7 protein-coding genes are annotated in these 12,467 nt (G+C 74.0%); 4 read left to right on the top strand and 3 right to left on the bottom strand.

The genetic code is table 11. The features are described 5' to 3' along the window. Positions 1-8: 8 nt before the first annotated feature. The gene (locus tag FH608_RS22620) at positions 9-1,337 is read right to left on the bottom strand and encodes an MFS transporter (protein WP_193318562.1); all 1,329 of its coding nucleotides are present in this window, start codon (positions 1,335-1,337) and stop codon (positions 9-11) included. A 93-nt stretch (positions 1,338-1,430) separates the two neighbouring features. Here FH608_RS22620 and FH608_RS22615 point away from each other — a divergent pair, with 93 nt between their 5' ends. Then, positions 1,431-2,105 (top strand): GntR family transcriptional regulator, encoded by a 675-nt coding sequence (locus FH608_RS22615; RefSeq protein ID WP_139632571.1) that lies wholly within the window; start codon positions 1,431-1,433, stop codon positions 2,103-2,105. Positions 2,106-2,114: 9 nt separating this feature from the next. After that, complete coding sequence (locus FH608_RS22610) at positions 2,115-2,495, top strand: DUF2203 domain-containing protein (protein ID WP_139632570.1); 381 nt, start codon at positions 2,115-2,117, stop codon at positions 2,493-2,495. A gap of 270 nt (positions 2,496-2,765) precedes the next feature. On the opposite strand, the gene FH608_RS22605 is transcribed toward FH608_RS22610, so the two are convergent. Then, a complete protein-coding gene (locus FH608_RS22605) occupies positions 2,766-9,116 on the bottom strand; it encodes a CHAT domain-containing protein (RefSeq protein WP_226899819.1) in 6,351 nt (2,116 codons plus the stop codon). A gap of 184 nt (positions 9,117-9,300) precedes the next feature. Here FH608_RS22605 and FH608_RS22600 point away from each other — a divergent pair, with 184 nt between their 5' ends. Then, entirely contained in the window at positions 9,301-9,705 is a 405-nt protein-coding gene (locus tag FH608_RS22600) for a nitroreductase family deazaflavin-dependent oxidoreductase (RefSeq protein WP_139632568.1), read from the top strand. A gap of 9 nt (positions 9,706-9,714) precedes the next feature. Here the strand turns inward: FH608_RS22600 and glgA are convergent, their stop codons facing one another. After that, on the bottom strand, positions 9,715-10,890 hold the full coding sequence (gene glgA, locus FH608_RS22595; RefSeq protein WP_139632567.1) for a glycogen synthase: 1,176 nt from the start codon (positions 10,888-10,890) through the stop codon (positions 9,715-9,717). A gap of 219 nt (positions 10,891-11,109) precedes the next feature. On the opposite strand from glgA, the gene glgC reads away from it, so the two are divergent. Further along, the gene (gene glgC, locus FH608_RS22590; RefSeq protein WP_139632566.1) at positions 11,110-12,345 is read left to right on the top strand and encodes a glucose-1-phosphate adenylyltransferase; all 1,236 of its coding nucleotides are present in this window, start codon (positions 11,110-11,112) and stop codon (positions 12,343-12,345) included. The last annotated feature ends 122 nt before the right edge of the window (positions 12,346-12,467 follow it).

The raw sequence follows: 12,467 nt of genomic DNA, 5'->3' as shown, positions 1-12,467 counted from the left end.
CGGAGGGGTCACGCGAACGGGCCGACCTGGCCGGGCAGCGGGGCCTTGGCCGGCGGCGCGGCGGCGGCGTCGAGGTCGCCGGTGTCCGGGGCGATGGCCAGGCCCAGTGCCGTGATCGCCAGGGCGCCGACCACGTAGATCGACACCGCGAGGGTGGAGCCGTACGCGTCGAACAGCTTGAGCGCGATGACCGGGGCCAGCGAGCCGCCGACGATGCCGGCCACCTGGTAGCCCATGGAGGCGCCGCTGTAGCGCAGCCGGGTGCTGAACAGCTCGGCGATGAACGCCGCCTGCGGGCCGTACATGATGGCGTGGGTGACCAGCGCCATCACGGCGGCCAGCGCGATCAGCGGGAACGACTTGCTGTCCAGCAGCGGGAAGAACGCGAACACCCACACCGCCGCGCTGATCGCGCCCGCGAGGTAGACCGTGCGCCGGCCGAACCGGTCGGACAGCGCGCCGGCCAGCGGGATGAGCACGAGTTGCAGCGCCGAGCCGATGAGCACCGCGTTCAGCGCGTACGAGCGGGGCAGCTCCAGCACGGTGGTGAGGTAGACGATGATGAACGCGGTGAAGGTGTAGAAGGCCACGTCCACCCCGATCCGGGCGGTGAAGGCGGACAGCAGGGCGCGCGGGTGCGTGCGCAGCACCTCGACCAGCGGCATCCGCGCCTTGGCGCCCCGCTCCTCGACCTCGGCGAACATCGGCGACTCGGTGACCTTCAGCCGCACCCACAGGCCGACGAAGACCAGCAGGCCCGACAGCAGGAACGGCACCCGCCAGCCCCACGACTGGAAGGCCGCGTCGGACATCGTGAACGACATGACGGTGAGCAGCCCGGTGGCCAGCACGTAACCGGCGGGCACGCCGACCTGCGGCCAGCTCGCGTTGAAGCCGCGCCGCCGCCCGTCGCCGTGCTCCAGCGACATGATGACCGCGCCGCCCCACTCGCCGCCGAGCCCGAGGCCCTGCACGAACCTGAGCAGCGCGAGCAGGACCGGCGCCAGGACGCCGACGCTCGCGTAGCCGGGCAGCACGCCGATGAGGAAGGTCGAGGCGCCCATCACCAGGAGCGTCACCACCAGGACCGTCTTGCGGCCCGCCCGGTCGCCGAAGTGGCCGAAGACGATGCCGCCGAGCGGCCGGGCGACGAACGCCACGGCGTTGGTGGTCAGCGACGCCAGCGTGGCGTTGAGCGGGTCGAGCGACGGGAAGAACAGCTGGGGGAAGACCAGGGTCGCGGCGGTGGTGTAGAGGAAGAAGTCGTACCACTCCAGCGACGTGCCGATCAGGCTGGCGAGGATCACCCGCCGGGTCTGTTGCGCGGAGCCTGACATCGATCGCTCCTCGATTCATCTAGGGGGTTGCTTATCAACATAGGAATCGTTGAACAATTCGACAAGAGGTTTGCTCCATGATTTCCTGTCGATGTGGATAACGTGGTTGCCGACCTCTCCCAGGACCGCTCCCGCCTGGGCCGCAGCAGCACCGCGGAGCTGGTCGCCGACATCCTGCGCGACCGCATCAGCGAGGGCTTCTTCCGTCCGGGCCAGCGCCTGTCGGAGGAGTCGATCTCGGAAGGGCTCGGCGTGTCGCGCAACACGCTGCGGGAGGCGTTCCGGCTGCTTGGCCACGAGCGGCTGCTCGACCACAAGCTCAACCGGGGCGTGTTCGTCCGGCTCCCGTCCGCCGAGGACGTCTCCGACCTCTACCACGTGCGCCGCGTGCTCGAAGGGGCCGCCGTACGCCTCGCCCCTCCCCCTGAAGCGCTGGCCGTGATCAAGGAGGCCGTGCTCGACGCCGAGCGGGCCGCCGCCGAGGACGACTGGCAGCGCGTCGGCACCGCCAACATCCGCTTCCACCAGGCGCTCGTCTCGCTCAACGGCAGCCCGAGGATCGACGAGGCCATGCGCCAGCTGCTGGCCGAGCTGCGGCTGGTCTTCCACGTGATGGAGAACCCGCGGGCCTTCCACGAGCCGTTCGTCGACCGCAACCGCACGCTGCTCGGCCTCATCGAGTCCGGGCCGCCCGAGCGGGCCGCCGCGTACCTCGACGACTACCTCGACGACGCCGAACGGCTGCTGATCGACGCCTACGCGCCGTAACGTGGGCGCATGGACCGGATCTTCACCGTCGACGAGGCCCGCGCGCTGCTCCCCCAGGTCATCGAGGACGCCCGCGTCGTGATCGCCGCCCGCGCCGACCTGACCGAGATCGAGCACGACCGGCGCGCCGGGCGCGCGTCCCCGCTCGGCGGCCTGCCGGAGGTCAAGGGGCTGCAGGCCCGCGTCGAGGAGATCGTCAGCGCGTGGATCGAGCAGGGCATCGAGGTCAAGGGCATCGCGCCGGTGCTGGTCGACTTCCCCGCCGTGCTGGACGGCGTGTCGGTGCGGCTGTGCTGGATCGAGGGAGAGACGGAGCTCGGCTGGTATCACCGTACGGAACTGGGCTTCGCGGGACGGCGACCTCTGAGCCATGTCCCACCTACCGGTTGATGAACCGGAAGGTTGAACACCAGGCTCCTCCCTGACAAGGTCGCCGTGGTCCACGGCGCGGGCGGCTCGATCGGCGTCGCGGGCCTTCGCCCGCGAGGGCGCCAGGGTCTTCCTGGCGCTGGTGCCGCGCTGGTGGGGCCGCACTCCCTCAGACCTCATGGAGGTCCGTACGGGCGGGCGCTGGAGACCGTCACGCTCTCACAGGACGGTCCGCGGCGACGGGCCGCGGGGCGGCAGGGAGTCGATGGACCGCCTGGCCGCGCTGCTCGCCTAACGATCGGGCAGGCCGATCAGGGCGTACGGGGCCCACAGGTCGGGCTCGGCGGGGCCGTACAGGTCGCGCAGTTCCAGCACGGCCTCGCGCAGCGCCCTCGCCGGGCCGGCGCCGGCGCGGAGCCGGGTGTGGAAGTCCCGCGTCAGGGCGGTGGTGACCTCGGGAGAGACGGGCCAGAGCGGGAGGAGCACGGCTCGGGCGCCGGCGTGGAGCAGCGCGTACGCCAGGGCGCCCACGCCGTCCTCCTGGCGCGCGCTCTCGGACGCGCTCCGGTCGGCGCTCTCGTGCGCGCTCCGGTGGCCGCTCCCGGGCACGCTCCGGTGGGCGGCGAGGACGACGAGCCGGGCGTCCATGTCCACGGCCCCGCCCATCAGCCGGCGGGCCGTCAGCGGACCGTCGGCCAGCCCGATGCCCGAGCCGAACGGGTCGAGCGGGTCGAAGATCCCGGGGCACGACAGGTGGACCACGTCCCAGGCGCCGTTCAGGAGGTCCGCGGTGGCGTCCGGGCCGGTGCGGGGCGTGGTGCCGAGCACGGCGGCGGCCTCGTGCGCGGCCCCGCCCCGGGGCTCGGCGTCGTACCCGAGGACCAGGGACCGGGTCGCGGCCGAGGGTTCCCTGCGGGCGAGGCGGGTCAGGGCGGCGACGGACGGGGCGTAGGTGACGGGGAACCGTTCGAGGAGCGTGCGGCCGTCCGGGGCGAGCGCGTGGAGCGGGATCCGGTGGAGGCCGGCGTACGGGACGAGGCAGAGATGGTCCAGGCCGTCGCCGAGCGCTTCGAGCACGTCCGCGAGGAGGAGGTCGGCCAGGCGGCGCCAGAGCGCGGCACGGTGGCGGCGCGCCTCGATGTCCAGCAGGCCCGGCCGTCGGCCGCCGACGGTGGCGGCGAAGCCGGCCAGCAGGTCGCGGTCCACCGTGGTGGGGAAGGCCCTGGGCGCCGGCCACCCCGTGCGGTGCGCGAGCACGGTCACGCTCTCCTCGCCGACGTGGAACCCCAGCAGCGCCACCGTTTCGGGGGCGGTCCGCTCCCCCTGCTCTGGGGAGGCGACGAGCGCGCCGAACTCGGCCCGGCCCGGCGCGCTGCCCGTGCGCAGCGCCACGTACTCGGGGGCGTGGGGCTCCATCCGCCGCCACAGCTCCTCCACGTCGGCCCGGACGGCACGTGCCCGCCGCAGGAACATCGCTGCTCGCGCCGGGTCGCGCGTGTTGCGGGCGGCCGAGACGAGGGTTCGCGCGACGCCGAGCCCGTGCCGCTCGCCCTCCAGCACCTCACGGGCCACACCTGGCGGCTCGAACAGCCGGCCCTCGTCCCCCTCGCCGCCGAGGCGGGGGTGACCGGTGAGGTGGAGGCCCAGCTGGGCGGCCCGGGTGCGTGACGTCGCCTGCTCCACGTGCCTCCACGCGGTCATGCCGCGCCCCAGCCGGACGGCGAGCCCGATGGCCCGGCCCGAGACGTGGCCCAGCTCACCGGCCCGTTCCGCGTCGGCGAGGGCGGCCGGCAGATCCCCCAGCTCCTCGGCCGCGACGGACCGCTGGTGCAGGGCGGCCGCCAGCTCCAGGTCGTGCCCGAGGCGCTCCAGCAGCCCGACGGCCTCGGACAGCTGCCGGTGGGCGCGGGCGTACGATCCGGCCGCCACGCCGAGCGCGCCGAGGCGGCTCAGGGCCTGCGCCTCCCCCGCCTCGAACCCGATCTCCCGCGCCAGCGCCACGGCCTCCACCAGATCGGACTCGGCCCGGAGGGCGGGCCCGACCTGGGAGCGCATGATGAGCGCCAGAACCAGGTGGCGCTTCCGCCCGCCGGCGCGTTCGAGGTCCACGGCCCGCCCGGCGAAGAGCTCGGCCTGGTCCGTCGAGCCGCGCAGCAGGCAGATCAGGCCGAGGTCGGCGAGACACTCCGCGAGACTCCCCCGGCCCTCCCCCGAGGCTTCCCGCCCTCTCTGGTGGCCGCGCCGATCCGCCGCCGGATCCCGCCCGGCCTCCGGGTGACGTCCGCGGTCCTCCGCCCGATGCGCAGGGCCGCCGGATTCCTCCCAGATCGAGATGGCCTCCCGGTACAGCCCTTCTGCCTGCGGCAGCTCGTCCAGCTTCAGGTGGAGTGCCGCCTTCCCGGCGAGCAGGGGGGCTCGGAGCGCGCGCCAGACCGGCGACGTCAGCGGCGCCAGGCCCTCGTCGAAGGCGCGGGCGGCCTCCTCCCAGCGGGCCTGGTCCGTACGGACGCGGCCGAGCAGGTCGAGCGCCCGCGCGAGAGCGGCCGGGAAGGCGGCGCCGGAACCGAGCGCCACGGTGGCCGCCTCGGTGAGGTGTTCGGCGGCCTCCTCCAGGCGACCGAGGTCCCGCGCCGCCGCGCCGAGGTTGCGGAGGTGGTCGGTCATGAGGTCGTCGCGGAGGGCGCGGCCGCGGGTGGCGTACGCGTGTGCGGCTAGCGGGTCCTCCAGCGCGCGGCAGTAGGCGGAGAGCTTGGCCAGCAGGAACGACAGGTCCCCCGGGACGGGCGGGTGGCTGCCGGCGGCACTCTCGGCGAGGGCTCGCTCGGCCAGGGCTCGGGCGGTCTCCAGGTCGCCGGCGGCCTCCGCCTCCTCGATGCGGAGCCGGCTCTCCAGCCGGCCCGTCCGGTCGCCGCCCGCCCTGATCGCCTCCGTCAGGGTCGCCTGGCCGCGCGCCGCGTCCCCGAGGGCCAGCTGGATCGCCGCCAGCCGTGACAGCAGCTCCGCGTCCGGTCCCCCGCCCATGGCGGCGATGAGCTCGAACACGCCCACACGCTCCGGCGCGCCGGCACGCGATCCCGGCTCGCCATCCCCTCCTGATCCGCCGTGACGCCCCACCTCCTGGCCTTGAGCTTCGCTGCTGTGCTGGGCTTCCCTGGTGTGCTGGGCTTCTCTGTCGTGCAGCGGGCCTTCCTGGTGCTGTGCCGATCCTCTCGGGGCGGCCGGGCCGCCGGGCCGTGCCGTGCGGCCACCCCCCGATTCCCTGGGGCGAGAATCCGGAAGCTCCGCGCCCCCGTCGGGGAGCGCTGGGTCACGGTCCACGAGTGTCGGGGCGGCGTCCGCGGCTGCCGGGCCTGGGTCGGCGTGGGGTGGCCGGGTGCCGGGGAGCGGTGGGGCCAGGTGCGTGAGGGCGGTTTCGAGGGCCGTCCGGGCACGGCCGGGGTCTCCGCGTTCCTCCAGGGCGAGGGCGAGCCTGAACGAGGTGAGCGCCGCCTGCCGGGCCCGGCCGGCCAGGCCGAAGCCGGTCGCCGCCAGCTCCAGCGCCTCCACCTGGGCCTCCACGTCACCCGTACGGGCCGCCAGCGTGGCCACCCGGTCGTGCACGACCGCCTCCTTGAGAGGGTCGCCGGCCGCCGGCCCGAGCGCCGCGCGCAGCCGTTCCCAGGCGTCCTGCGACGAGCCCAGCCGCACCCCCAGCTCGGCCCACCACAGCGTGGCGACGAGCAGCGTCTCCCTGTCGCCCTCCGCCGCCGCCAGCCGCAGGGCGCGTTCCAGGTCGGCGGGCACGTCGTCGAGCCGGTCGAGCGCGATCAGGCAGGCGGCCCGCATGGTCAGCGCCGCCGCCTCCTTGGCGGGTGAGCGCAGCGTGGCGAACAGGGTGGCCGCCGCCCTGAACTCCTCCAGCGCCCGCTCCGTCTCCCCTTCTGCGTACGCGAGCACGCCCAGGTGGTAGCGCACGGAGGCGGCGCCGTCGTGGTGGCCGAAGGCCCGGTAGTCGCGTTCGGCCAGCTCGAAGGCCGCCCTGGCGCCGTCGGCGTGGCCGCGCTCGCGGCGGCGGCGCGCGATGCGGTACCACTCGTCGGCGGGCTCGCGCCACTCCCCCTTCCGCCGGACGATCTCCACGAGCCGGGTCTCGCAGGCCGCGGCGTGCCCGGGGTGGCCGCGCCGGGCCAGGAGCACGGCGTGCGCGTCGAGAGTCCGGCGCGCCTCCTCCCAGGCCCCGGCGGCCTCCAGCTCGATGGCGCAGGCGGCGATGCGCTCGCCCGCCGCCCTGAGGTCGTCCTGGTCGAGGGCCGCCCTGGCGGCGGGCACGAGCACCATGGCGGCCGGTCGCGGCTCGCCGAGCTCCAGATACAGCTCGCGGGCCCGGGCCGCGCAGGCCACCGTGCGCTCGGGGTCGCCGGAGGCCAGGGCGGCCTCGGCCGCGTACAGGTGCTGGGCGGCCTCCTCCTCGGCCTGCCCGGCGCTCTCGCACAGGGCGGCGGCGCGCAGGTGGTGCGCGAGGGCTCGGGCCGGGTCGCCCGCCTGGAGGAGGACCATGCCCATGTGCCCGAGTTGCCGCGCTTCGGAGCCGGCCGCGCCGAGGGCGCGGTAGATCGCGGCCGACCGCCCGAACGACTCCAGCGCCAGGTCCGGCTCTCCCAGCTCGTGGTGGACGAACCCCTGCGCGGTCAGCGCGTACGCCATCCGCGGCCCTTCCCCGAACGCCAGCGCGGCCCGGCCGAGCACGGCGCAGGCGGTGCGCCGCCGCCCGAGGCCGGCCAGCCGTTGCCCGGCCTCCAGCAGGAACTCGCCGGGCGAGTCGGCCAGCCGTTCCGCATGCGCCAGGAGCTTGATCGCCGCCCCGCCGTCCGGATGGTCCGGCAGGGCCAGCGCCAGCTCGGTGGCGGCCTGGGCGAGGCCCGGGTCGGGCGGCAGCGGACCGTCGAGCACCGCGCCGAGCCCGGCCGGCAGCTCCTGGTCGCCGTCCTGCGCGAGCGCGAACACCTCCTCCAGATCGCGCGCGTCGCCCCGGGCGGAGAATCGGGCCAGCAGCGCCTCGCACAGGACCCGCCGCGCGCTCCCCCGGTCGCGGGCGCTCGTCCCCGGTGGCTCCAGGCCATGGTGGGCGCTCTCCTGGTCACCGGTGGCCAGTTCCAGGCCGCGCCGGGCGTACGCCACCGCCTCGTCCAGGTCCTCCGCCCGTCCCGCGCGGGTGGCGCGCCGGCGCAGCACGTCGGAGACCAGCTCGTACGCCTCCGCCCGGACATCCGCGCCCCGCTCGGAAGGCCCGTCGCCGGAACCCAGGGCCTCGCGTAACGCGGCGACGGCCTCGTCGGCGTTCTCGACGGTGAGGTCGAGCCGGAGCGCCCGCCCGAGCAGCAGCAGGACCCTGGCCCTGGCCTCGTCCCGCTCCCCGTGGGCGGCCAGCGCGGCGCGGGCGGCGGCGATCGGCTCGGCCGGGTCCCCGCCGGTCACGACGGCCCGTCTGAGCAGCGCGTCCGCCAGGTCTGCGAGGAGCCCGGCGCGGCGTGGGTGCCCGTTCGGCGCGGCGGCGGCCGCCTCGCGCAGGGCTTCGACGGCGGTGTCCAGGTCGGCGGGCTCGCCGGTGACGGCGTACCGGTTCCAGCGGCGCTCGCCGAGCAGGGCGAGCCGGACGACGGGGTCGCTCCCGAGTCCGGGCTCCGCCTCGCCGGGCGGCACGTGGAGGGCCTCCAGCATCTCCGTCCCCGCTTCGAGCGAGCGATCGTCGCCGGTGACGATGTACCAGTCGACCAGCCCGGCCGCGTACGGGCCGAGCACGCCGGGGTTGGCCCACCGCTCGTGCCAGAAGTCCAGCGCGCACTGGCACACCCTGACGAAGGCCAGCAGGTCGCGGTCGGCGAACGACCCGGCCGCGCGCGCGTGGGCCAGCTCGACCAGCGCCAGCAGGGCCCGCGACCGGTCCTGGCCGCCCGGCGGGGTCTCCACGGCCGCGAGGTGGGCCCTGGCCAGCTCCTCGTCGCCGAACGCCGCCATGCCGAGCGCCGTGACCAGATCCCCCTCGTGGGACGGCTCCGCCAGCGCCGCCCTGAACAGCACGTGCACGGCGTCGTCGACGACCTCCCGCTCCCCCGTCTCGCCGAACAGCCGCATCAGCCCGTCGCCCAGCGCCGCCAGCGCGCCGGGCGCCCAGGCGGGGGCGGGCGAGCGGGCCGATTCGGGTAACAGCAGGTCTTCGAGCCGGTCGGCGACCTCGGGCTCGGGACGCGCCATGGCGCGCCGGACGAGGGCGTGGACGAGCAGCCCCACGTGCGGGTACGCGGCCGGGTCGACGTGCTGGAGCACCTCGTCCAGCAGCCCCGCCCACGTGCCGGCCGCGTCGGCGGGCGGCGCCTTCGGGCCGCGCAGCCGGGCGGGCATGCGCGCGGGGTCGGCAACGGCCACGGCGGCGAAGAACGCGCCCGCCACCGCGGCGTCCTGCGTGGCGTCGGGGTCGAGCCGGTGGCGGGCCAGGTGGAGCATCCCGATGAGCCGCCAGGTGGCCGCGTCGGACCGGTCGCCGGCGCACGCGCGCATCGCCTGCTCCGCCTCGGCCAGCGCCCGCGGGTCACGGATGAGCTCGGGATCCGCGGCCTGCTCGAACCGCTCGATGCGGGCGGAAAGCGCCTCGGCCGGTCCGGTCATGGGCACGGGCTCTCACCGGTGTGCGCATCCGTACCGGACCGTGTCTTCGACCACCCCATCGCCCCCGTACGGTATCGCCCTTCGCGGTGCCTGCCGGACGAAGGACACGCCTGGCCGTCAACTTCCTGCACGGACCCCGGCGAGGGACGGTGAGGGCGTGCCTGTGGTGGGTAGCTCTGGAATCATGCTCTATGGCAAGGAACATGTACGGCGTTATCAGGAAACCAACGGCGAGGAGGGACATGACTGGAACAACACCACGGTCCTCCTCCTCACCACCAAGGGCCGCAAGTCGGGCAAGCCATACACGACGCCGCTGATCTACCAGCGGCACGGCGACGACCACGTGGTCGTGGCGTCCAAGGGCGGTGATCCCGACCACCCGCAGTGGTACAAGAACCTCCAGGCCAGCCCGGAGGTGGAGGTGCAGGTGAAGGGCGACCGGTTCAGGGCCCGGGCGCACACCGCCACGCCGGAGGAGAAGCCCGAGCTGTGGCGGCTGATGGCCCGCACCTGGCCGGACTACGACGAGTACCAGAAGAAGACCGACCGCGACATCCCGGTCGTGGTGCTCGAACGCGAGAACTGACCGGGGATCTCAGGGCCGGCGCAGGGACTCGTACAGGTCCGTCGTGCGGTGGGCGATGCGCTCCCAGGAGAAGTGCTCCACGGCCCTCGCCCGGCCCGCCACCCCGAGCGCCGTCGCCCGCGCGGGCTCGCGCAGCAGGGTGTTGACCCGCTCGGCCAGGTCGGCCGCGAACCGGCCGGGATCGTCGGGCGTGCCGTCGGCGCCCTGCGAGATCGGCACCAGCAGGCCCGTGTCGCCGTCGGCCACCACCTCGGGGATGCCGCCGGTGGCCGTGGCGACCACGGCCGTCTCGCAGGCCATGGCCTCCAGGTTGACGATCCCCATGGGCTCGTACACCGACGGGCACACGAACACCGTCGCGTGCGTCAGCAGCTGGATCACCTCGGGCTTGGGCAGCATCTCCTGGATCCAGAACACCCCGTCGCGGTCGAGGCCGCGCACCAGCTCAGTCACCTCGGCCGCGATCTCCGGCGTGTCCGGCGCGCCGGCGCACAGCACCAGCTGCGCTTCGCTGTCGAACGAGCGCGCCGCGCGCAGCAGGTGGACCAGGCCCTTCTGCCGGGTGATGCGGCCCACGAAGATGACGTACGGCCTGCGCGGGTCGACGCCGTGCCGCTCCAGCACGTCGGTGCCGAAGTCGGGGGCGTATTCGGCCGTGTCGATGCCGTTGTGGATGACGGTGACCTTCTCCGGCGCGATCTCCGGGTAGGCCGACAGCACGTCGCGGCGCATGCCCTCCGACACCGCGACGACCGCGTCAGCGGCGGCCAGCGCGGTGCGCTCGGCCCACGACGAGATCGCGTAGCCGCCGCCGAGCTGCTCGGCCTTCCACGGCCGCAGCGGCTCCAGGCTGTGCGTGGTGACCACGTGGGGCACGCCGTACAGCAGCTTCGCGACATGCCCGGCGAAGTTGGCGTACCAGGTGTGCGAGTGAACGACGTCGGCGCCCTCGCAGGCGGCGGCCATCGCCAGGTCGACGCCGAGCACCTGGAGCGCGGAGTTGGCGCCGTCCAGCTCGTACGGCACGCGGTACGCCGAGACGCCCGGCTCGACGCGATCGGCCCCGAAGCAGCGCACGCGTACGTCGGCCAGCTTCCGCAGCTCCCTGGCGAGGTATTCCATGTGCACCCCGGCCCCGCCGTAGACCTCCGGCGGATATTCCCGGCTGAGCAGATCAACGCGCATGACACGACCCTATGGCGTGCCGCGTCCGCCCGGCCATCACAAGCGGGCGGGTGTCGCGCCGGCGATCGACCCGGGCATGGGGTGTCCGTCGACAAGCCGAAGCCCGCGGATTCGCTTTTGTGCGGTATCCGCTCCGGGCCCGACAAATCTGCACACGAAGGAAGCTCGCCGTGCCGGGTTTCGTCGATAGATCGGCCATTTGGGGGTAGCGTCCTGGACATGAGGTCCCGGAGGGTGCTTGCGGTCGTGCTGGCAGGTGGAGAGGGAAAGAGGCTCATGCCGCTCACGGCGGATCGGGCGAAACCGGCGGTGCCGTTCGGGGGGATATATCGGCTCATCGATTTCGTCCTGTCCAACCTGGCGAACGGCGGCTTCCTGAAGATCGTCGTACTGACCCAGTACAAGAACCACAGCCTGGACCGGCACGTCTCGCGGACCTGGCGCCTGTCGACGATGCTGGGCAACTACGTGACCCCGGTGCCCGCGCAGCAGCGGCTCGGCCCGCGCTGGTTCTCGGGCTCGGCCGACGCCCTGTTCCAGAACCTCAACCTCATCTACGACGAGATGCCCGAGCACGTGATCGTGTTCGGGGCCGACCACATCTACCGGATGGATCCGCGGCAGATGGTCGAGCAGCACGAAGACTCCGGCGCCGACGTGACCGTGGCGGCCATCCGGCAGCCGCTGTCGCTGGCCGACCAGTTCGGCGTGATCGAGACCGACCCCGAGGGGCGCAGGATCGTGGCCTTCAGGGAGAAGCCGAAGGACGCGGTGGGGCTGGCGGACTCGCCCGACGAGGTGTACGCGTCGATGGGCAACTACGTGTTCAAGACCCAGGCGATGATCGACGCGCTGCGGGAGGACGCGCTCGACCCGACCAGCAAGCACGATCTCGGCGGAAACATCATCCCCATGCTGGTCAAGTCGGGCGGGGCCGACGTCTACGACTTCAAGCACAACATCGTGCCCGGCTCCAGCGAGCGCGACCGCGGCTACTGGCGCGACGTGGGGACGCTGGACGCGTACTACGAGGCCCACATGGACCTCATCTCGGCGCATCCCGTCTTCAACCTCTACAACGACAAGTGGCCCATCTTCACCGGGCACGACCCGCTGCCGCCGGCCAAGTTCGTGCACAACGACGGCGACCGGGTCGGGCGGGCCATCGACTCGCTGGTCTCCCCCGGCGTGATCGTCTCCGGCGGCACGGCGATCAGGTCGATCCTGTCCCCCCGGGTCGTGCTGCACTCGCACGCCCGCGTCGAGGACTCCGTGCTGATGGAGAACGTCAAGATCGGCCGGGGCGCCGTCGTCCGCAAGGCGATCATCGACAAGAACGTCGTGATCCCCGACGGGGCGCGGATCGGCTTCGACCTGGAGTACGACCGCACCCGGTTCGCGCTGACCAGGGGCGGCGTGCTCGTGATCGGCAAGAACGAGATCGTCGACCGCTAGCCGGGCGGCGGCGCGTGCGCGGCCGCCGAGGCGGGTGAGCGTTGCGGGGGGATCTCGCCGTGGCAGGGCGGGCGGGGGGTGACGGGGTTCGAGGAGGGGCGCACATCACGCATCGGGCGTGA

The sequence above is a fragment of the Nonomuraea phyllanthi genome (assembly GCF_006334985.2).
Taxonomy (GTDB): domain Bacteria; phylum Actinomycetota; class Actinomycetes; order Streptosporangiales; family Streptosporangiaceae; genus Nonomuraea; species Nonomuraea phyllanthi.
Note: the sequence above shows the minus strand (reverse complement) of the source record. Positions and strands in the feature narration are given on the sequence as shown.